This is a genomic window from Litorimonas sp., from assembly GCA_029936425.1.
In the GTDB taxonomy this organism is placed as follows: Bacteria; Pseudomonadota; Alphaproteobacteria; order Caulobacterales; family Maricaulaceae; genus Litorimonas.
Genome location: JAPYSU010000004.1, coordinates 43,898 through 64,123, shown reverse-complemented (window position 1 = coordinate 64,123; position 20,226 = coordinate 43,898). Strand labels below are relative to the sequence as shown.

The following is a 20,226-nucleotide window of genomic DNA, read 5'->3' as shown; positions in this document are numbered from 1 at the left end:
TCATTGCTATTGTCTATCGCTTCACCAAACGTGCGGGTACTCCGCCTTCAGGCCTCAAGGTTACGGTCATGAGCGGACGCGGATAGCAGCTTTCCGGTATTTCTATGTCATAATCGCGTACGAACGTTGCAAGAGCCATGACGGCTTCCATCGTTGCGAAGGCCGCGCCGACGCAAATTCTCGGCCCGGCGCCAAATGGCATGAAGGCAGAGCCTTTCGATTTCAGAGCAGGTTCACGAAGGAAACGGTCAGGGTCGAACAGATTTGGATGTTCCCAAAGGCGTTCCGTTCGGTGCATGACATAGTTACACAACAAGAACGTATCACCGACCTCAATCTTGCGGCCGTGGATTTCAGTCTCTTCGTGGCATTCGCGGTTGAGCATGGGTGCTGGAGGATAAAGCCGCATCGTTTCGTCAATCACGGCTTGGGTGAAGGGCAAGGCGGAAATATCGCCGTGCCGAACAGAGTCTTTTCCGCAAACAGACTGGACTTCCTCGCGGATGCGCTTGGCTGTCTCTTCATGCTTACCCACCAGATACAACGCCCAAGTTAAGGTTAACGCTGTGGTTTCGTGACCTGCAATAAAAAAGCCAATCAGATTATCCCGCCGCTCGCGAGCTGAGAGACCCTCTCCGGTTTTAGGGTCTTCTGCCGAGAGCAAGAGACTGACCAGATCATCTTTGACAGGCGTATCGGCTCTATCCTTCAAGAGCTTGTCAGCCGCTTGTTTGAGCTTTTTGATGGCACGCGATCCTTTTGGCGCAATGGGCCGGGGAACCCATCGCGGCCAGGGCAGAAGATCGTCAGGTCTCAACGTGCCAACACTCAGGATCAAATTTCGCGTTGTGTATTTCAGGCGGTCTTTATCCAGCCCTTGCGGATCACCGAGCAAAGCCTTGGCCAAGACATCAAATGTCAGCTCCGACATGGCGGCGTTTAGCTCGAGCTCCGGGTTTTGATCAATTTTTGCACAGAAATCATTCAGCACTTCGGTTATGAGAGGTGCCAGATCTTGCATATGGCGTTGACGGAACAAAGGCGCGACGCTTTTGCGTTGCCGCTTCCACTGCTCTCCATGAACGGAGAGCAAGCCTTCTTTCGTTGCGGGTCCTAAAATACGCGCATCGATTGCCGTTTTCGTGAATTTGTCTGACTCCTTGGCCAGAACGGCCATCATGCCTTCCGGGTCGGAAATAACATGGAGTTTTTTTCCGAAATTCGGAACACTTACAATCGGTTGATTATAGGCCATCGGACCGAAACCCTCGATCGGATTTCGCAAAAACTTCCACGTGGCTTTAATAAAGCCCTCCTGCCCCGTCAGCGGTTTGGCATGGGGCGGGATAAAGCGTCCCTGTTCATCATACCGGGCGGAAATATCGGATTTGGATTTGGCCATATTCTACTTACGTTTCAACAGGTCCTCCGGTGACTGTAAAGAAATAAGAAATTTTCACCCTGCGGTGAAACGTCAGTTGATATTTATTGGCAGGGGTTTAGGGTATAATCATGAGCCAAGACCTGATGAATTATGATCAGATGACCCAACTCGCCCTTCGGGGTGTGGTACGGGACGCGATTCGACGTGTCATCCGTGAAGACGGTCTTCCCGGAGCCCATCATTTTTATATCACATTTCTAACCCGTTTCCCAGGCGTTGAAATTGATGACAGCCTTGCGAAAAAATATCCTGAAGAAATCACGATTGTTCTAGAACATCAATTCTGGGATCTGAATGCTTATGCAGATGAGTTCGAAGTCACCTTGAAATTTGGTGGAATTCCGAAATATCTGAAAGTGCCATATCACGCCATTTCGCGGTTTCACGACCCGAGTGTGGGATTTGCCCTTCAATTTGATCCACCGGCTGAACTTGACCCTGCCGCGAATACGGTTGGCAAGTTACGGTCCGTGCCGGATGGCGACGGCGCAGATAAATCCACCAAAGCTGATGCGGCTCAGAAAGAGACGCCGGATACCAAAACCAAGAAAAAATCAGACAAATCCGATAAACAAACCGAGGGATCCGACAAGGACGGCGAAGAAGCCAATGTCGTAAGTCTGGATGCTTTCCGTAAGAAATAATTTCCCTTTCCCAGCCTTGAGCCAGGGTCCCCTTACAATTATGAGAGCTGTCACTGGGCGAGCTTGGATTGACCCCAAGCACAGAGACCCAATAGATATTTGAGGCAACAAATGACTGATATGAGAACTGAAACGGACAGTTTCGGCCCCCTGAAAGTACCTTCTGACAAATATTACGGCGCGCAGACTGCCCGCTCGCTCATCAATTTTCCCATCGGAATTGAAACTATGGCGCCGGCCATTATTCGCGCGCTCGGCGTCATCAAACGCTCGGCCGCTCTTGCCAATAAGTCTCTGGATAATTTGGATGAAAAGCGCGCCAAGGCCATCGTCGAAGCGGCCTCTGATGTGGCGGAAGGCAAGCTGAATGACAACTTTCCTCTCTCCGTCTGGCAGACAGGCTCGGGCACTCAGTCCAATATGAACGCCAATGAAGTTATTTCAAACCGCGCCATTGAAATTCTAGGCGGCGAAATTGGCTCCAAGGATCCGGTTCATCCGAATGATCATGTTAACCGCAGCCAGTCTTCGAATGATACCTTCCCCACAGCCATGCACATCGCCGCCGCTGAGGAAATTCACCACAAGCTTCTCCCCGCTCTGCAACAGCTGCGCAATGCGCTGAATGACAAAGCCAATGAGTTTAAAGACATCATCAAAATTGGCCGAACTCACACCCAAGACGCGACGCCGATCACGCTGGGACAGGAATTTTCCGGCTATGTGGCCCAAATTGATCTGGGTATAAAGCGTGTCGAAAACGGGCTTAAAGAACTCTATCCTCTGGCCCAAGGCGGAACGGCCGTCGGGACTGGTCTCAACGCAAAACCCGGCTTTGCCAAAGCTTTTGCCGAAGAAGTGGCGACTTACACAAAGCTCCCTTTCAAAACGGCTGAAAACAAATTCGAAGCTTTGGCCGCGCATGACGCCTTTGTTTCGGCCCATGGGGCATTGAACACTGTCGCGGCCTCATTATTCAAAATTGCCAATGATATCCGTTTCCTTGGCTCCGGCCCGCGTTCAGGTCTTGGCGAGCTCTCTCTTCCTGAAAATGAGCCCGGCTCTTCCATCATGCCCGGCAAAGTCAACCCGACGCAGTGCGAAGCCCTGACTATGGTTTGTACGCAAGTCATGGGCAACCAGACGACCATGAGCATTGCCGGCTCTCAAGGGCATTTCGAACTGAATGTCTATAAGCCGGTTATGGCTTACAACATGCTACAATCCATTCAGCTTCTTTCCGATGCCTCTGTCAGTTTCGCAGATAAATGTGTGGTCGGCATTCAAGCGAATGAAGATCGGATTGAGGATCTACTGGGCCGCTCTCTCATGCTTGTCACGGCCCTTGCCCCAACGATCGGTTATGATAACGCCACGAAAGTCGCCAAGACAGCGCATAAAAACGGCACGACCTTGCGCGAGGAAGCCGTCAATCTCGGTTTCGTCACGGAGGAAGAGTTTGACAAAGTCGTCCGTCCCGAGCTGATGATCAAGCCGCGTTGATATGTCCGACAATGTCATAAAATTCGGTAAGGCCGCCAAAGCTGTAAAGCGTTCCAAAAAGGAAAAACAAGCGGCAGAAAATCGGGCACGACATGGCCAGAAGAAAGAGCAAAAAACGCTCAAGGCGAAATTGACAGAAAAACTCCAGTCCAAGCTCGACGCGCATAAAATCGAAAAATCCGGTAAAAAGGATAAGGATGAGTCTTAAAAAGCGCTCTGTTTCGCTTTACGGGCATCAGACCTCCCTCGCCCTTGAGGAGGAATTCTGGGCAGTTATTGACGCTCATATTGAAAATAGCGGGCAAAGCTTTGCCCGTTTCATCCGGGAACTGGATGATAAGCGACTGGAAGAGACGCCCAATCAAAATCTCGCCTCTTATTTACGCGTTTGGGTTTTAAAATCGGTTATGACTGAGCAATGACTTGCATAAATGCCGTGAATTAAGGAATGTCTGATAATGGCTCTGATTTACCGCACTCGAAAAGTTGTCAAACCGGGGGACCTTAACTCCCGCAACACGCTTTTCGGCGGACGTCTTCTGGAATGGATTGATGAAGAGTGCGGTGTTTATGCCGCCTGCCAGATGGAAACCCAGACGCTAGTAACAAAATCCATGTCTGAGCTCAATTTTCTTGCTCCGGCCCGGCAAGGTGACGTCATCGAAATTGGCGCTGAAACGGTGAGTGTCGGACACTCGACAATAACGGTCTGCTGTCATGTGCGTATAAAATCCACTCAACAGGAAATTGTCTCTATTGATGAAATCGTGTTCGTGAACGTCGATGACGAGGGCCGCCCCGTCCGCCACGGAAAGTATAAGCGCAAGTCAAAATCGCCGCGGAGCTAAAAACCGCCCTTCTGTGCGTTGCCCTGACATCGAGACAGTTCGCCCATAGCCAAAGCGATTTGTTGTTCCTATGTTCTCGTCATGTCTGCCAATGATTCCTTTCAACCCGCGCCGCCGAGGCCTTCTGGACGCTCTATCTCAGAACAGGCCATGCCTGTGCGCCAATTTGGAAAGTCGGAAAAGGCAGATTATCTCGACGGATTAAATCCCGAACAAAAAGAAGCGGTCTTGGCCTTGGATGGTCCGCTGCTCGTGCTTGCGGGCGCCGGAACCGGGAAAACGCGGGTTTTGACCTGTCGCCTCGCGCATATCCTGACGACAGGCCGCGCCTATCCCAGCCAGATATTGTCCGTGACCTTTACCAATAAAGCTGCGCGGGAGATGCGCCACCGCGTTGGGAAGTTACTCGGAGAGCAGGTCGAAGGCCTTCCCTGGCTCGGAACCTTTCACTCCATTGCCGCCAAGATCCTGCGTATTCACGCCGAACTGGTCGGTCTGAAATCCGGCTTCACCATTTTGGATACGGATGATCAGATACGCCTGTTGAAGCAGGTTATCAAAGCTGCCGACATTGATGAAAAACGGTGGACCGCGCGATACCTGGTCGCTTTGATTGATAGTTGGAAGAATAAGGGACTGACTCCCGAAAAGGTCAGCTCCAAGGAGAGTTATAAATTTGCCGACGGCAAAGGCGCCAAACTCTATAAGGTTTATCAAGACCGCCTCAAGGTTTTAAACGCCTGTGATTTTGGCGATTTGCTCCTGCACAATCTGACCTTATTCACGGAAAATCCGGACATTCTGAAAAAATATCATCAGAAATTCCGCTATCTTCTGGTGGACGAGTATCAGGACACCAATGTCTGCCAATATCTCTGGCTTCGCCTTTTGGCTCAAGGCTCGCAGAACATTTGTGTGGTCGGCGATGACGATCAGTCCATCTATGGGTGGCGCGGAGCCGAGGTCGACAATATCCTTCGCTTTGAAAAAGACTTCCCCGGCGCCAAAGTGGTCAAGCTGGAGCGAAATTACCGCTCGACAGAGCATATCCTCGGCGCGGCGTCCGGCCTTATCGCGTCCAATCAGGACCGCCTCGGCAAAACTCTCTGGACCGAAGATGAAGGCGGACACAAAGTCAGTGTGACAGGCGTCTGGGACGCTCCAGCCGAAGCCCGCATCATTTCCGGCGAGATTGAAAACTGGCGATCCCAAAACCGCCCTTATAATGACGTTGCTATTCTGGTCCGCGCCTCACGCCAAATGCGAAGCTTCGAAGAGCGCTTTATTCAGCTCGGCCTGCCCTACCGCGTCATTGGCGGTCCGCGATTCTTTGAACGAGCTGAAATCCGTGACGCACATGCCTATTTGCGCGTGTTGAGATCCGACACGGACGATCTGGCCTTTGAGCGCATCGTCAACACCCCAAAACGCGGTATCGGCGCAACAACAATACAAAAACTACAAACCGCGGCCCGGTCCATGGGCATAAGTCTGGAAGCTGCTACTCGTGAACTGACCAAGACAGATGAAATCAGAGGCAAAGCCCGCACAGCCCTTCGCGCTTTTATTCTGGATGTGGATCGCTGGCGGCGGGAAGCCAGAGACATTCGCCATACCGAAATGGCGGAAAAGATTCTGGATGAAAGCGGATATACCCAGATGTGGCGCGACAGCAAGGACGCGAAATCCGCCGGACGCTTGGAAAATCTGAAAGAATTGATCCAGGCCATGGGCGAGTTTGAAACGCTTGACGCCTATCTGGAACATGTCAGCCTTGTTCTGGATGTGGATCGCGGCCCGCAGGAAGATGAAATCTCCTTGATGACCCTCCATTCCGCCAAAGGACTGGAATTTCCGCTCGTCTTTCTTCCGGGGTGGGAAGAAGGCGTCTTTCCGAGCCAAAAGAGTATGGACGAAAATGGTCTCGCGGGTCTCGAAGAAGAACGCCGCCTCGCCTATGTCGGGATTACGCGGGCGCGGGAAAAGGCCAAAATCTACTTTGCCGCCAACCGGCAAGTTTACGGGTCCTGGCAATCCAGTGTGCCGTCACGCTTTATCGACGAGCTTCCGGTTCAACATGTCGAAGCCGAGAGTGAGCAGAGCCAACAGCATGGGAGCGCTATGGCCCGACAGATTGCGAGCGACTTTTCGTCAAGCTTTGAGCGCGCCCAGAGCAATCGCGACTCACCCGGTTGGCAGCGCTATCAGGCGAACCGGAATAAAGATTTTGGCCGCGCGCCAAAAGAAATCGAAGGCCATGCCATCCGACGTCCGGCCAAAAAAGCGACAAGCGCCTTCAAAGTCGGCGACAGAATCTTCCATCAGAAATTTGGCTATGGACGTATTGCCTCTGCTGACGGTAATAAACTCATGGTAGCCTTCGAGAAAGCGGGGAAAAAGAAGGTTTTGGACGGATTTGTAGAACGGGCATAGGATGAAATTTTTAAAAACTGGGCTGATCTGGTTGTCTTTGGCAGCGATGGGAATGAGCGGGTGCTCCACAACCCAAACTCGTGTTTTAAGTATCAACTCCCTCACATCAGATGCGTCCAATGACGGATCGTTTCGAGGCCTAGAAGCCTTGGCAACCGGTTATGATGAAAAGCCCGGGAATCGTGTAAACATCATTTACCTCCACGGTGTCGGGTGGATTGAAAACCCGGATGACAAGCCCTTAGCGAATGAGTTCATAAAAGGCCTCGCCAATGCCTATAACCTGGAAGTCGATGACAAAGCCGTCAGCAGTCTCTGCGGACGCGATACCACGGACGAAGCGACAAACGTAAATAATCACATCTACATAAAAGAAGACTCACCCAAGACTTATCACACAGCCCTACCAGGGGTTGATCTGACACTGGATGATCTCGTCTGTCTCGACCGGCAAGTTCTCCATATTAGCGACGATTTGGAATATGTCATCTACCGCGTTTTTTGGGACGAAATATTCTGGCAAAGCCTCCAAGAGCCCCATGTTGGATATGATGACAAGTTAAACACAGATGGCGTCGCGGCCCTACGCCGCAAATATAACAGATACCTCAAAGACAAATTGATAAATTTCGGTTTTTCTGATGCCATCTTATATCTCGGGGCTGTCGGAGGAGAAATTCGAGAAGCTATATATGGCGCCATGTGCGCCGCCAATCTGGATGCGGGTGGATTTGAATTTAAGGAACAAGGCAAGCGCGTAACCGCCGATGAAATATGCCAAATCGCGAATGAAACATCTGTTGAAACGGACCAATTTGTTTTTGTGACGGAAAGTTTGGGCAGTAAAATTGCTTATGACATCATGCGGGATGTCATGACAGACGACAAGGACACTGTTCACGACGCCATGATTGAAAATACCGAATTTATTATGCTGGCCAATCAAGTGGCTTTGTTGAATTTATCCGATTTGGGAACAACGAAACCTAAAGTACCGCCTTATATGCCACCCGAAGAAAGACCGACAATTGTCGCCTTTTCCGAGGTGAACGACTTTCTTAGTTATGAGCTGATTCCTTATTACCGAAGCCTTATAAAAAATGGAGAGCGTCATAGTGTCTTCGTGGGAGAAGATAAACGCGATATTTCTGATAACATTGTCGCCATGACCGGGTTCAATATGATTGATATGCGTGTCGAATTTGCGGATCCGCTAATCCCCTTGGTAAAAAGTTTTGTCGACCCGCTTCGCGCCCATAATGGTCATTCCGCGCAGCCCGAATTAATGCGCTATATGGTCTGCGGGGCCGATAATGGGAAATTGAGAACGGCAGGATGTATCGCCGACTTGGTTGGCCCCCCAATTGAGAAAAAATAAATGTCGCTTTGGAAACTGGAGATAGTGACAAACGAAGACAAAGCGTTTGAAGTTGCGGAAGCTCTCGGCTTTCTTGAAGAAAGTGAAGCTCAATCCGTCTCCCTTTTTGATCAAGGCGAAGAGAAACTCGTTGAGGCGATTTACCTGACCGAAACTGAGGCCCTGACCGCTCAGGAAAATTGCGGCGGAGATGTCTCGGCTATCATTGACAAAGACTGGGTGAGCGAGGTTCAGTCAGGTCTTCCTGCGGTCCTGGCCGGCCGGTTTTTTGTCTATGGGTCACATGAAAAAGACAATATCCCCGATGAAATCGCGCACCCTATTTTAATTGAGGCCGGGATGGCTTTTGGTACAGGCCATCATGGCACGACAAAAGGCTGTCTTGTCATCTTTGACAAATTACTCACCGAAGGTTTCAAGCCTTCAGACGTTCTGGATTTAGGATGCGGCGCGGGAATATTGGCCATAGCGGCCGCAAAGGCCCTGCCCGAAGCGCAAATTCTTGCCAGCGACATCGACCAGGACGCCGTCGACGTGACGTTAGAAAATGCAAGGTTAAATGAGGTGGGAGAGAATATGAAAGTCTTGCAGGCCGAAGGGTTTGACTCCCCTTCACTTCGCGACAGACAATTCAACCTCATCTTTGCCAATATTCTTGCAGGGCCTCTCATGGGATTGGCGCCTGACATTTTCAAAGCCACTCAAAAAGGCGGCAAAGTCATTTTATCCGGAATTCTGAACGAGCAGGCAGAGACGGTCTCAAATGCCTTCAAAGCAGCCGGTTTTTCTATTTCTCCCAGAGTGGCGATAGAAGAATGGACGTCCCTTTTGGCTGTAAAGCCTTAATCTTATTTGAAAAGCGCGCACAAAAAAGGGCTCCGGCCAAAGGGGAAAGCCGAAGCCCTTCATGCTTACATCTATGTTATAAACTATAGTGCGCGATTGGCCCGACGATCGCGGCGCGCATTGCGGCGTCCGATCAAGCTTCCAGTCAGGCCCTGTGTCTCAGGACGGCGGGCCTGAGCGCCTTCGAATGTCGGACGGAATGTCCGCGTATCCAAGCTCATAAACTCTAATCCGTTAAATTCAGTCGTCATTTTCTTACCTCTAATTCTCAGGCGCATATTCGCCCTGCTTAACGAGGGCTATGTAGTTATTTCTGAATTTTTGAGAACAGACAGAACCGCCCGAACAGATATGCAGAATTGCAAGACTGGTTAATAAATTACGAAGCGCGTTTACGTTCTTTTGCCTTGTAGAAAGGGCTTTCCGGCGGATAGGAAAATTCGAGGATGTCAGCAGCAGGTTTGATTTCAGTCTCTTCAGACTCAAATTCCGAGCCCGGTTTCAGTATGACTGTCTCTTCTGCCTGAGCATTTGAGCTGAAGAAATTGATGTTAAGGTTGAACAGTTTTTGTGACACCTTAGACTCCATTAACTCCTTCAAACGAACGGCCTGATGGATTACATTATAGCACAGAACGCGAAGAAATGCGACCTGTTCCCCCATAACACGTATTTCACATATTATTTTTGACGAATTGGACACAAAAACATGAACGATATTACCCTCTTCCAAAACTTTGAAGTCAAAGGCGGTCCGGACTATGGCCGCAAAAATCTCCCTATTCTTCAAGCCGCGCTCAAAAAGCAAAATCTGGATGGTTTTATCGTCCCGCATGAAGACGAATATCAGAACGAATACCTTCCCGCCTCAACCGATCGCCTGCAATGGCTCAGCGGATTCACAGGCTCTGCGGGCGCGGCGGTTGTCATGCAGGACAAAGCCGCCATGTTTGTTGACGGACGCTACGTTATCCAGATCAAGCAACAGGTAGACAAAGACCTTTTTGATTATGAACGCCTCGAAGACGGCGTCGCCAAATGGCTGCGGGGAAATGTAAAGGCAGGACAGGTTATTGGCTATGATCCCAAGCTGCACAGCCCGTCCGCCCTGGTGCAGCTGATCGAAGCGATTGAGCTGGCGGGCGGCACCGCTAAAGCCATGGAGCCCAACCCGATTGATGTTGCTTGGACGGACCGCCCGCCTATGCCGCTGACGCCCATCACCATTCAGCCCGAAAAACTTGCCGGGAAATCCCACGCTAAAAAGCGCGAGGAGATTGCTGAAATCCTTCAGGAGAAGAATGCCGATTACGCCTTGATAACGGCGCCGGCTTCCATTGCCTGGCTATTGAATATTCGGGGCGGCGATGTGCAGTGCACGCCCCTCCCCCTTTCGACGGCCATTATCCGCAAGGACGGTCATGTCGACCTCTTCGTCAGGTCAGAAAAAATCTCTTCCGAAATCAGTCAGCACCTAGGCAATGAAGTCGCTATCCAAGGTGAAGAAGATTTGGAAACCACGCTGCAAGGCCTATCCGGTAAAACCGTCTTAATGGATCCGAACTCCGCCTCGGCTTGGCATTTCGATACAGCGACGAACTCCGGTGCCAATGTCAAAAAGGCAATGGATGTTGTCGCTCTTCCGAAAGCCACGAAAACACAGGCCGAGCTTGAAGGCTCTGCAACGGCGCATAAACGCGATGCCGTTGCCATCATTAAATTCCTGCATTGGCTCGATACCGAAGCCCAGTCAGGTGAGTATGACGAGATTTCAGCCGCCACGAAGCTTGAAATGTTCCGCCACGAAAATGACGGGCTCAAGGATTTGAGTTTTGAGACCATTTCCGGCGCGGGCGCAAATGGCGCGCTTTGTCATTACCGCGTCAGTGTTTCAACGGTATTGCCGCTCAAACCAAATTCACTCTATCTGGTTGATAGCGGCGGTCAATATCAGGACGGCACAACGGACATTACCCGCACAGTCCCGATTGGCGAACCGACAGATGAAATGCGGGATCGTTTCACCCGCGTCCTACAAGGTCATATCGCACTGGCGACAATCCGCTTTCCCGAAGGCACAACAGGCCCGGCCCTGGACGCCTTTGCCCGTGCGCCTCTCTGGCAGGTAGGTCTCGATTATGATCACGGCACAGGCCATGGCGTCGGGTCGTTCCTGGGCGTTCACGAGGGCCCGCAGCGCATCTCTAAGGCCTCAAACACAATCGCGCTTCAACCCGGTATGATTGTTTCGAACGAGCCCGGCTATTATAAGACCGGCGAATACGGCATTCGTATTGAGAACCTGCAATTTGTCTTGCCGCCAGAGGAAATTGCAGGCGGTGAGCGGCCCATGATGGGGTTCAAAACCCTCACTATGGCGCCTATCCACCGCGACCTAATCGATCTGGATCTGCTCAATAAGGCAGAGCGGCAATATGTCGATGATTATCACGCCGAAGTTCTCAAAGAGATCGGGCCGAACTTTGACGGCGAAATCAAAAGCTGGCTCGAGAAAGCCTGCGCGCCGCTCTAACTATTCTCCAGCTCCAAGGTCTTTCGCTTCTGGAAGGCCTTGGAGATGAACACCATCATGATACAGGCGCAGACGCAATAAACGCCCATCGCTGTAATCTGTTTCGGATAAGAGACTCCGATATCTATCAGCCACCCGGTCAGCCCGGGGCCGGCAGCTGTACAAAATACCATCATCGACACAATTATGGCGCGGATAGAGCCTAGATGTTTGGTGCCGTAAAGCTCTGGCCAGATCGTCCCCATCAGAGTGGAGGAGAAGCCGTAAGAAATTCCCATCAAAGACATAAAGACAAAGGCTGACCACTGCGCCTCAAATCCACCCAACACAAAACAGGACAGCGATAAGGGGATCAGAAAACTTGGTAAGAGCTTTATCGCTGAAAATCGGTCAACCAAAGCGCCGGATATCAGCGTAAAAATAATGGTAGAGACGGCCATTAGTGAAAAGGCCGAGGCAAAGGCCGGCATGGACCAGTCCCGCAATTCCACCAAATAGACTTGATGGAAAAATACGGTCGTGCCGATAAAAGCCGGAGCCAGCATACCTAAAAGAACGATCCAGAAAAGCGGATCGCGTATGACTTCCGGACGAGTCCAATCGCGGCCATCGACAATCAGCGGTATCGGGTCAGTGGCGCGTGGCTCTCTGTCTTTAGAGACCAGAACCGCAATAATCGGAAGGGCGACCACGAGGAGCGTTATAGCCGCCAAAAGCCAGCTATAGCGCCAGCCAACCCAACTCACGGTTAAAACGAAAAGAACCGGGAAAACGGCTTCCCCGGCATTATGCCCCAATGTCACCAGAGACACGGCGCGGCCTCGACTGGCGGTAAACCACCGGGCCGCTGCCGTCAGGGCATTTTGAGTCATCATTCCCTGACCAAATAGACGAAGGAAATAGATAACGAGAACCAGGGTAATGATATGCGTCGAGAAAGTCATCCCAACGGCTCCAAGCGCCAATAGAGGGACAATCATCAAAGTCACTTTCGACGGGGTAAAATAGTCGACGATTTTCCCGACCCAGGGAAGCGACAAGGCACTTCCCAGTGTAGCGATCATATAGATCAATCCGAAATCGCCATGGCTCAAATCATATTCGGCTCGAATTTCTCCTGCCGATAGTGAGATAAAAAATGTTTGTCCAAACGAAGAGAAAAAGGTCAGTAAAAACCCGCCCACAACCCAACGGGCATTCTCTTTGAAAAATCTGAGTATTGGCATAGCTAGGCTTTGCAGTGAGAGCCGTTCAAAGGCAAGGGGCGCGCTTTGTTAAACCTATGAAGACTTACTCTATCAGGGCAAGCCATTCATCTTCTGTCAGAACATTTACCCCAAGATCCTGAGCTTTTGTCAATTTTGATCCCGCGCCGGGACCGGCCACGAGATAATCGGTTTTGGCCGATATTGATCCGCTCACTTTCGCGCCGAGGCTTTGTGCTTTGGCTTTGGCTTCATCACGGGAAAAGCGTTCGAGCTTTCCGGTGAAGACAACCGTTTTGCCTGACACCACACTGTCTGCAGCAATCTCTTCAACGGGTTCAATTGTGATGTGCTCAAGCAAGCTTTCAACGACGGAGCGGTTTTCGGGTGCGGTCATAAACTGGCTAAAGGCCGTCGCCGCGGCTTCACCGACCCCGTCAATGTGAAGGATGGATTGGAAAGCCGCGCTCTCTCTGCTCGCCAAGTCCCCCCATTGTGCCCTCAGGCTTTCCAGATTCTGGAAATGGCGAGCCATTAACCGCGCATTGCCCTGTCCGATATGACGAATACCTAGAGCATACAAAAAACGGGCAAATCCGATGGTTCGCCGCGCGTCTATAGCGTTGAAAAGATTGTCTATACTTGTCTGGCCGAACCCTTCAAGTTTTTCGAGTTCGGAACGTTTTTCCTGCAAAACAAAAATATCTGCGGGTTCCCGCACCAGACCCAATTCAAAAAAGAGGGCAATCTGTTTTTCACCGAGACCGTCAATATCGAATGCCCGCCGGGAGACAAAATGTTTGAGCCCCTCTTTGGCCTGGGCGGGGCAAGCCAGACCATTCGTGCAGCGCCGCACAACATCCTGCCGCCCTGTTTTCTCGTCAATATCCCGAACGGCTTCTGCGCCGCAGATCGGGCAATTTGTCGGCAATTTATATGGCTCTCCACCCCCGTCTTTGATGACTTGCAAAACTTGCGGGATGACGTCCCCTGCCCGCTGTATTTCGACGGTATCACCCGGCTTTACGCCCAGGCGTACAATCTCGTCTTCATTATGCAAAGTGGCGTTGGAGACAACCACGCCGCCCACCGTGATGGGGGTCAGGCGCGCCACGGGTGTTAACGCGCCTGTTCGTCCCACTTGCACGTCAATCGTTTCCAGAACGGTCACAGCCTTTTCGGCCGGGAATTTATGCGCAATGGCCCAGCGCGGCGCGCGGCTGACAAAGCCAAGGCGCTTTTGCAGTGCGAGGTCGTTCACCTTGTAAACGACCCCGTCAATGTCATAGCCAAGTGCCGCGCGCTTTTCTTCGATTTCGTGGTAATGCGCGACCATCTCTTTCGCGCTGGTATGAACGCGCATATCGGGATTGGTCGAAAAACCCCATTCCGCCATCATTTCCACCGCGCCCATCTGCGTTTCGGCGAGAGGCTCGCTGACCTCCCCCCAGGTATAGGCGAAGAACCTCAATGGACGCGACGCTGTAACGCTCGGGTCAATCTGTCGGAGCGACCCGGCAGCCGCGTTGCGCGGGTTTTTATATTCCGGTTTTCCGGCTTTGAACTGCGCGGCATTCATCTCTTCGAACGCGTCATGCTCTATATAAACTTCACCGCGTATTTCGAGAATGTCCGGCCACCCCTTGCCGCTCAATTCATGCGGCACATCCTCTTTCAAGGTCATCAGATTGCGCGTAACGTCTTCCCCAGTCTGCCCGTCACCACGAGTGGCGCCCGTGACAAGTTTTCCCTGCTCGTAGCGGAGTGCCGCCGATAGACCGTCAATTTTTGGCTCTGCCGTAAAAGATAGCTCCGCCTCGGGAGAAAGGCTCAAAAATCGTTTAATGCGGGCCACGAAATCCCAGACATCCCCGTCATTAAATGCATTGTCCAGGGACAGCATTGGCACGCTATGTTTGATTTTATCAAATCGGCCAGAAGGTTTTGCGCCGACTTTCTGCGTTGGGCTATTTTTCACAATCAAATGCGGAAACTGAGCTTCCAGCTCGGTCAGCTCATGACGAAGAGCATCATATTCTGCGTCTGAGATAAGCGGATTGTCATCATTGTAATATTGCTCATCCGCCGCGCGGATTTCCATGCTCAAATTTTTGATGCGTTTCTTTGCCTCCGCCTCTGTCATATTTGAGGCGCTCATGAGGCCATGAGTTGGCGCGCGGCGGCGCGGGCTTCCGGCGTGATTTTTTCGCCGGCGAGCATTCTAGCAATCTCTTCCTCGCGCGCCGCATCGGCCACAGAATGAACCTGTGTTGTGGTCGTCGTTCCCGTTGAGGACTTTTCAATCCGAAACTGATTATCGGCGGCCGCGGCTACTTGAGGGCTATGCGTGACAACAAAGACCTGAGCGGTTTTGGCCAGACGCGACAATCTTTTGCCGACTGCATTGGCCACTGCACCGCCCACACCTTGATCGACTTCGTCAAAGACCATGACGGCTTCATTCTTTCCGGCCAGAGCCACTTTTATCGCCAAGGCAAACCGCGCCATTTCGCCGCCCGACGCAATTTTATCCAAAGGCCCGAGGGCCGTGCCCGGATTGGTTGAGACAACAAAACGAATTAAATCCACGCCCATGGCGCTTTCCGGTGCAGGCTCAATTCGCGTTTCAAAGGTCGCACGCTCCATTTTCAAGGGCGGCAGTTCCTGCGCCACGGCTTCGTCGAGCGCTTTCGCCGCCCTTTGGCGGGCTTCAGTAAGCGTCTTAGCGGCGAGGTCATATATCTCCTTCGCCTTAGCCGCTTCTTTTTCAGCCTTGGAAATATCCTTTGCGACGCTTTCTATCGCCTCAAGCTCTTCATCGAATTGGGCACGTTTCTCGATGAGGCCCGGAATATCACATCCATATTTTCGGGCGGCGCCGCGAAGCGCGAAGAGACGTTTTTCAACGGCGTCCAAACGCCCCGGTTCAACGTCAAAGCTCTGCGCTGCGACGCTGACCGCATTGCGGGCTTCCTGCGTTTCCAAAAGGGCTCGCTCCAACGCCTCAGCCGCTAATTGCAGAGATTTTGCGGCTGGCAGATCACTGTCGCCGAATTTGCTGCTTACCCGTTCGATTCCGGACAAAGCCATGGAAAGACGTTCTTCGAATTCACCATCTTCGCCAAGTGTGTCCTGCGCCGCTGTGAGTTCAGACAGAGCGCCTTCTGCGCCTTGTAGGAAACGGCGTTCATCGGCAAGCGTTTCCTCTTCGCCGGGCCGGGCGTCCAGTTTGTCCAGCTCGTTCATTGCGTGTTCGAGGAATTCCTGATCTTCTCCGGCTTTGCTTTGACGTTCTTTTAGCGCTTTAAGGTGCTTCTGTGTGTCCCGCCGGGTTTGATAGGCACTCGCCACGGCCTGTAGCTCGGATTTGTGACCGCCAAAAAGATCGAGGAGCGTAATATGGGTGGTCGGGTCCAACAAACCGCGTCCGTCATGCTGCCCGTGAACCTCCAAAAGCAGTTTTCCCACTTCAGAGAGCAGTTTCACACCGGCCGGAGAATCATTGATATAGGCTTTGGAGCGTCCATCGGATTGTATCACGCGGCGCAGAGTTAGGTCTTCGCCTGCGACAATCTCAATATCCTGTTCTGTTAGATGGGCAATAACCGGATGGGAGGTCGATAGCGTAAAGGAGGCGGTGCATTCCGCCTTTTCCGTCCCGGCCCGGATGAGGCCCCGGTCCGAGCGCGCGCCTGTGGCCATGCCGAGCGCGTCTAGAATTATGGATTTACCTGCGCCGGTCTCGCCCGTAAGCGCCGTCAAGCCATCGTGGAACTCAAGGCTCAACTGTTCGATCAGAACTACATTGCGGACAAATAACCCACTTAACATATCGCTTCTGTCATACCTTTTAGAACAACCGCTCTTTCAAACGTTGCCAGTAACCATCGCGGCGGTTCTTCTTCCGCTCTGCTTCCAGATCAACTCCGTAGCCTTGAAGCAAATCATAAGAGTCCTGATACCACTCACTATTTGGGTAGTTATACCCTAAGACCGAGCCGACGAGTTTGGCTTCATTGATAATACCAAGAGAGACATAAGACTCGACAAGGCGGTGAAGCGCTTCTTCGGTCTGGGATGTCGTTTCATAGTTTTTTACAACATTCTTGAAACGGCCAATTGCGGCAAGCTGTTGGTTTTGCTCCAGATAATAGCGCCCAATGGCCATCTCCTTACCCGCAAGATGGTCGTGGGTAAGTTCAAGCTTCAATCGGGCGTCACGAGCGTAATCACTGTCGGGGAAACGCCGAACGACTTGCTGCAACGCGGCTTCGGCACTTACGGTCGTCGCCTGGTCGCGGCCTACATCGTAAATCTGGTCATAATAATTGATCGCGATCAGGTAATAAGCATAGGGCGTGCTCTCATTACCGGGATGCAAGCTGATGAATCGCTGAGCCGTTGCCACACTCTGCTCGTAATCTGTTGTACGGTAATGTGCGTAGGCACTCATCAACATGGCGCGACGCGCCCATTTAGAAAAGGGATGCTGACGTTCAACTTCCTGGAAAAACAGATTGGCTTCTTCCCAGTCATTTTTCTCGACCCGCTCAAATGCCTGATTGTAAATCAGCTCGGCAGGCCGTTCGATATAAGCGAGCTTTTCCTTTTTCGACTTGCCGCCGAAAATCGAGCAACCCGAAAGGATGATAGTGAGAATAGCAATAAGTCCAAAGCGGACGAAACGCATATAAGTCGTGTTAAAAGCCATAAAGCAATCCGTTTGCGGATATGATTCTAAGCATATCCTTTGAAATACAATGGGTCTCTTAAAGGATGCTTTGCAAGGCGGAAAGTGAGAAAACTGTTATGCGCTGACGCTTTGCAGTCTGGCCGGGCTTTTCAACTCCGGCAAAAGCTCTGTTCCGTTCATCGAAACAAAGCGCCAAGCGTCCGGAGTTCCGTAAAGCGCCATCAATAAATCATGATTCAGGCCGTGTCCGGAGGCATGCGTTTCTACGCGGCCCAAAATCGGCCCCCCCAGGTAAAGGTCGCCCAACAGGTCTAGAGCTTTATGGCGGACAAACTCATCCGCAAACCGCAAGCCTTCAGGATTTAGGACTTTATCGCCGTCAACGATGATAGCGTTCTCTAACGAGCCGCCTTTTGACAGACCTGCGGCCTGTAAAGCTGCGACTTCATGCAGACGCGCAAAGGTGCGCGCAGACGCAAGGCGGTCGCGAAACGCTCTGACGTCGGGGACAATTTCGACTTTCTGCTGGCCGATAGCCTTGTCTTTGAAATCGATTGAAACACTGAGTTCCAGCTGCGCACAGGGAAGAACCCGTGCAAAGGCCTTGCCCTTGCGGACTTCAACGGGCCGAAGGACCTCGACATACCGACGCGGCGCGTCTTGGCGTTTTACGCCGACCCGCTCGATCAGTCTCAAAAAAGGCTCAGCTGAACCGTCCAGAGCCGGGAGCTCTTGTCCGTCCAATTCCATAATCAAATTGTCTATACCCGAGGCCGCGAGCGCTGCGAGAAGATGTTCAATGGTGGAAACTTTGGTTCCAGCCGCGTTTTCGAGAGTTGTGCAGTTTTTCACATCAGAGACAGCTTCAGGTTCAACCTGAATACGGTTGTGGCGATCTGTGACATCCGTTCGGATAAATACAAGGCCTGTATTCACCGGAGCCGGACGCATGGCCAATCGCGTGTGATTGCCTCCATGCAGTTCAATACCTGCACAAACAGCGGCGGAATTCAAAGTGGACTGACGTCTGACATTTGACATATTTAATATACTCATATGGCCCCAATGACTGAGTGAGCCATTGGTTGCTTACAGACAATAAACCTGATGTTACAGCGTGTTACAGACACAAAAAAAGCCCTTTTAAACAAGGGCTTAGTTGAGTTTTATGAACAATTTTTAAGCAGTAAGCTCAGTTCAGAGAAGATTTTAATTATCTACTTTGACGGCGTAGAAAACTCGGAATTTGCAGCTCATCTTCCATGTCATCACTGAACAAATCACCGACTGGCGCTTTGGTCGTCTGCGTCTGAATAGTCGGCGACGGTGTTTTCTTACGACGGCCAAACAAACCGCCAAGAGCCGTTTTCTTTAAGGATGGAGTGGGCGATTCAGGAATAGTCTCTGTTTCAGGAGACTCTACAGCTTTTTCTTCACTCGAAGCAGAAGACTGAGGCGGATAAGGCCTCGGCGCCACATATGGCGGCGGTGTCGCAGATTTCGGCTTGGAAAGCTCCTGGGCCACTTCTTTTTGCATATTAGCCACAGGATTGTAGTCGGCAAACCGATCCCCTGTATCCTGCGCCGCAACCTTTTCCGGTGCTTTCTCTTGAACCGGAAGCTCAACGATATTGGCCTCTTCGCGGGAGGAACGCGTGACGAAAGGCGCCGGAGGCTCTTCCGCGCGGGCTTCGGAATCGACACCTGTCGCGACGACGGAGACGCGGATAATCCCGTCCAGGTCATCATCCAATGCAGACCCGACAATAATATTGGCGTCTTCGTCAACCTGCTCGCGGATGAGGCTGGCCGCTTCGTCAACTTCGTAAAGCGTCAGATCGCGTCCGCCCGTGATATTGATCAAGACGCCTTTGGCACCTTTAAGAGAAACATCATCCAGAAGCGGGTTGTTAATGGCGGCTTCTGCGGCTTCAACAGCGCGGCGTTCGCCCGTGGCTTCGCCTGTGCCCATCATGGCCTTGCCCATTTCATCCATGACGGTGCGGACATCGTTAAAGTCGAGATTAATAAGCCCCGGAACAACCATCAAGTCAGTCACGCCGCGTACGCCGCTATGTAGAACTTCGTCGGCCATCGCGAAAGCGTCAGACATGGTCGTGTTTTCTGTCGCGACGCGGAAAAGGTTTTGATTCGGAATGGTAATCATTGTGTCGACGGAGGCGTAGAGATTCTCAATCCCCTGTTCGGCTAGCTTCATCCGGCGAGAGCCTTCAAACATGAAAGGCTTGGTCACAATACCGACCGTCAAAATGCCGCGCTCGCGCGCCGCACGTGCGATGACAGGCGCTGCGCCCGTGCCTGTTCCGCCGCCCATACCAGCCGCGACAAACAACATGTGACATCCGTCGAGATGTTCCATGATTTCAGTCAGGCTATCCTCGGCTGATTCTTCGCCAATCTCTGGGCGCATACCGGCGCCAAGACCTTGCGTGACGCCGCCGCCCATTTGAACCCGGCGATCGGCGCGGGACAGGGCCAGGGCCTGCGCGTCTGTATTTGCGACAACAAATTCTACCCCGTCCAGACCAGAGGCGATCATGTTATTGACCGCATTCCCCCCTGCGCCTCCAACGCCAATAACGACGATCCGGGGTTTGAGTTCAACGGCTTTGGGCAGAGAGAGACTGATTGGCATGGTAGGTCCCGTTTATGGTCAATGTTTGGTTAAAAACGAAGAT

General features: G+C 51.8%; 18 protein-coding genes. 9 read left to right on the top strand and 9 right to left on the bottom strand.

The genetic code is table 11. The features are described from left to right. Window positions 1-13 precede the first annotated feature (13 nt). Window positions 14-1,402 carry a cytochrome P450 gene (locus ACN0IC_RS05090; protein ID WP_416877689.1) on the bottom strand — a complete coding sequence of 463 codons (1,389 nt, stop codon included), beginning with the start codon at window positions 1,400-1,402 and terminating at the stop codon, window positions 14-16. Window positions 1,403-1,512: 110 nt separating this feature from the next. Here ACN0IC_RS05090 and ACN0IC_RS05085 point away from each other — a divergent pair, with 110 nt between their 5' ends. The 8 genes from ACN0IC_RS05085 to ACN0IC_RS05050 all read left to right on the top strand — a co-directional run bounded on the left by ACN0IC_RS05085 (window position 1,513) and on the right by ACN0IC_RS05050 (window position 9,096). After that, the gene (locus tag ACN0IC_RS05085) at window positions 1,513-2,088 is read left to right on the top strand and encodes an SspB family protein (RefSeq protein ID WP_416877688.1); all 576 of its coding nucleotides are present in this window, start codon (window positions 1,513-1,515) and stop codon (window positions 2,086-2,088) included. 111 nt (window positions 2,089-2,199) lie between these two features. Next, the gene (fumC, locus tag ACN0IC_RS05080) at window positions 2,200-3,591 is read left to right on the top strand and encodes a class II fumarate hydratase (protein WP_416877687.1); all 1,392 of its coding nucleotides are present in this window, start codon (window positions 2,200-2,202) and stop codon (window positions 3,589-3,591) included. A 1-nt stretch (window position 3,592) separates the two neighbouring features. Beyond that, window positions 3,593-3,799 (top strand): DUF4169 family protein, encoded by a 207-nt coding sequence (locus tag ACN0IC_RS05075; RefSeq protein ID WP_416877686.1) that lies wholly within the window; start codon window positions 3,593-3,595, stop codon window positions 3,797-3,799. Next, window positions 3,789-4,013: a ribbon-helix-helix domain-containing protein gene (locus tag ACN0IC_RS05070; protein ID WP_416877685.1), complete on the top strand. Its 225-nt coding sequence runs from the start codon at window positions 3,789-3,791 to the stop codon at window positions 4,011-4,013. The genes ACN0IC_RS05075 and ACN0IC_RS05070 overlap by 11 nt, the downstream gene beginning before the upstream one ends. 36 nt (window positions 4,014-4,049) lie before the next feature. Then, entirely contained in the window at window positions 4,050-4,439 is a 390-nt protein-coding gene (locus ACN0IC_RS05065; RefSeq protein WP_416877684.1) for an acyl-CoA thioesterase, read from the top strand. 81 nt (window positions 4,440-4,520) lie between these two features. Continuing rightward, entirely contained in the window at window positions 4,521-6,872 is a 2,352-nt protein-coding gene (locus tag ACN0IC_RS05060; RefSeq protein WP_416877683.1) for an ATP-dependent helicase, read from the top strand. A gap of 1 nt (window position 6,873) precedes the next feature. Then, window positions 6,874-8,250 carry a hypothetical protein gene (locus tag ACN0IC_RS05055; RefSeq protein WP_416877682.1) on the top strand — a complete coding sequence of 459 codons (1,377 nt, stop codon included), beginning with the start codon at window positions 6,874-6,876 and terminating at the stop codon, window positions 8,248-8,250. After that, on the top strand, window positions 8,251-9,096 hold the full coding sequence (locus ACN0IC_RS05050; RefSeq protein WP_416877681.1) for a 50S ribosomal protein L11 methyltransferase: 846 nt from the start codon (window positions 8,251-8,253) through the stop codon (window positions 9,094-9,096). 83 nt (window positions 9,097-9,179) lie between these two features. Here ACN0IC_RS05050 and ACN0IC_RS05045 read toward each other — a convergent pair whose 3' ends face one another. After that, window positions 9,180-9,347 (bottom strand): hypothetical protein, encoded by a 168-nt coding sequence (locus tag ACN0IC_RS05045; RefSeq protein WP_416877680.1) that lies wholly within the window; start codon window positions 9,345-9,347, stop codon window positions 9,180-9,182. A gap of 128 nt (window positions 9,348-9,475) precedes the next feature. Continuing rightward, on the bottom strand, window positions 9,476-9,673 hold the full coding sequence (locus ACN0IC_RS05040) for a hypothetical protein (protein ID WP_416877679.1): 198 nt from the start codon (window positions 9,671-9,673) through the stop codon (window positions 9,476-9,478). A gap of 132 nt (window positions 9,674-9,805) precedes the next feature. Here ACN0IC_RS05040 and ACN0IC_RS05035 point away from each other — a divergent pair, with 132 nt between their 5' ends. Continuing rightward, the gene (locus ACN0IC_RS05035) at window positions 9,806-11,629 is read left to right on the top strand and encodes an aminopeptidase P family protein (protein ID WP_416877678.1); all 1,824 of its coding nucleotides are present in this window, start codon (window positions 9,806-9,808) and stop codon (window positions 11,627-11,629) included. Here ACN0IC_RS05035 and ACN0IC_RS05030 read toward each other — a convergent pair. The 6 genes from ACN0IC_RS05030 to ftsZ all read right to left on the bottom strand — a co-directional run bounded on the left by ACN0IC_RS05030 (window position 11,626) and on the right by ftsZ (window position 20,183). Then, the gene (locus tag ACN0IC_RS05030) at window positions 11,626-12,855 is read right to left on the bottom strand and encodes an MFS transporter (protein WP_416877677.1); all 1,230 of its coding nucleotides are present in this window, start codon (window positions 12,853-12,855) and stop codon (window positions 11,626-11,628) included. The genes ACN0IC_RS05035 and ACN0IC_RS05030 overlap by 4 nt on opposite strands. A 64-nt stretch (window positions 12,856-12,919) precedes the next feature. Continuing rightward, window positions 12,920-14,992 (bottom strand): NAD-dependent DNA ligase LigA, encoded by a 2,073-nt coding sequence (ligA, locus tag ACN0IC_RS05025; RefSeq protein ID WP_416877676.1) that lies wholly within the window; start codon window positions 14,990-14,992, stop codon window positions 12,920-12,922. Then, a complete protein-coding gene (recN, locus tag ACN0IC_RS05020; RefSeq protein WP_416877675.1) occupies window positions 14,989-16,665 on the bottom strand; it encodes a DNA repair protein RecN in 1,677 nt (558 codons plus the stop codon). Before recN ends, ligA begins: the two co-directional genes overlap by 4 nt. Window positions 16,666-16,684: 19 nt before the next feature. Then, window positions 16,685-17,545 carry an outer membrane protein assembly factor BamD gene (locus tag ACN0IC_RS05015; RefSeq protein WP_416877674.1) on the bottom strand — a complete coding sequence of 287 codons (861 nt, stop codon included), beginning with the start codon at window positions 17,543-17,545 and terminating at the stop codon, window positions 16,685-16,687. A gap of 96 nt (window positions 17,546-17,641) precedes the next feature. Further along, window positions 17,642-18,583 carry a UDP-3-O-acyl-N-acetylglucosamine deacetylase gene (lpxC, locus tag ACN0IC_RS05010; protein ID WP_416877673.1) on the bottom strand — a complete coding sequence of 314 codons (942 nt, stop codon included), beginning with the start codon at window positions 18,581-18,583 and terminating at the stop codon, window positions 17,642-17,644. Between the two features lie 157 nt (window positions 18,584-18,740). Then, a complete protein-coding gene (gene ftsZ, locus ACN0IC_RS05005) occupies window positions 18,741-20,183 on the bottom strand; it encodes a cell division protein FtsZ (protein ID WP_416877672.1) in 1,443 nt (480 codons plus the stop codon). Window positions 20,184-20,226: the final 43 nt, after the last annotated feature.

What these genes read in the sequence shown, in the direction of transcription:
- ACN0IC_RS05090 (WP_416877689.1), bottom strand. Translation starts at nt 1,402, where the DNA reads ATGGCCAAATCCAAATCCGATATTTCCGCCCGGTATGATGAACAGGGA.
- ACN0IC_RS05085 (WP_416877688.1), top strand. Translation starts at nt 1,513, where the DNA reads ATGAGCCAAGACCTGATGAATTATGATCAGATGACCCAACTCGCCCTT.
- fumC (WP_416877687.1), top strand. Translation starts at nt 2,200, where the DNA reads ATGACTGATATGAGAACTGAAACGGACAGTTTCGGCCCCCTGAAAGTA.
- ACN0IC_RS05075 (WP_416877686.1), top strand. Translation starts at nt 3,593, where the DNA reads ATGTCCGACAATGTCATAAAATTCGGTAAGGCCGCCAAAGCTGTAAAG.
- ACN0IC_RS05070 (WP_416877685.1), top strand. Translation starts at nt 3,789, where the DNA reads ATGAGTCTTAAAAAGCGCTCTGTTTCGCTTTACGGGCATCAGACCTCC.
- ACN0IC_RS05065 (WP_416877684.1), top strand. Translation starts at nt 4,050, where the DNA reads ATGGCTCTGATTTACCGCACTCGAAAAGTTGTCAAACCGGGGGACCTT.
- ACN0IC_RS05060 (WP_416877683.1), top strand. Translation starts at nt 4,521, where the DNA reads ATGTCTGCCAATGATTCCTTTCAACCCGCGCCGCCGAGGCCTTCTGGA.
- ACN0IC_RS05055 (WP_416877682.1), top strand. Translation starts at nt 6,874, where the DNA reads ATGAAATTTTTAAAAACTGGGCTGATCTGGTTGTCTTTGGCAGCGATG.
- ACN0IC_RS05050 (WP_416877681.1), top strand. Translation starts at nt 8,251, where the DNA reads ATGTCGCTTTGGAAACTGGAGATAGTGACAAACGAAGACAAAGCGTTT.
- ACN0IC_RS05045 (WP_416877680.1), bottom strand. Translation starts at nt 9,347, where the DNA reads ATGACGACTGAATTTAACGGATTAGAGTTTATGAGCTTGGATACGCGG.
- ACN0IC_RS05035 (WP_416877678.1), top strand. Translation starts at nt 9,806, where the DNA reads ATGAACGATATTACCCTCTTCCAAAACTTTGAAGTCAAAGGCGGTCCG.
- ACN0IC_RS05030 (WP_416877677.1), bottom strand. Translation starts at nt 12,855, where the DNA reads ATGCCAATACTCAGATTTTTCAAAGAGAATGCCCGTTGGGTTGTGGGC.
- ligA (WP_416877676.1), bottom strand. Translation starts at nt 14,992, where the DNA reads ATGAGCGCCTCAAATATGACAGAGGCGGAGGCAAAGAAACGCATCAAA.
- recN (WP_416877675.1), bottom strand. Translation starts at nt 16,665, where the DNA reads ATGTTAAGTGGGTTATTTGTCCGCAATGTAGTTCTGATCGAACAGTTG.
- ACN0IC_RS05015 (WP_416877674.1), bottom strand. Translation starts at nt 17,545, where the DNA reads ATGGCTTTTAACACGACTTATATGCGTTTCGTCCGCTTTGGACTTATT.
- lpxC (WP_416877673.1), bottom strand. Translation starts at nt 18,583, where the DNA reads ATGAGTATATTAAATATGTCAAATGTCAGACGTCAGTCCACTTTGAAT.
- ftsZ (WP_416877672.1), bottom strand. Translation starts at nt 20,183, where the DNA reads ATGCCAATCAGTCTCTCTCTGCCCAAAGCCGTTGAACTCAAACCCCGG.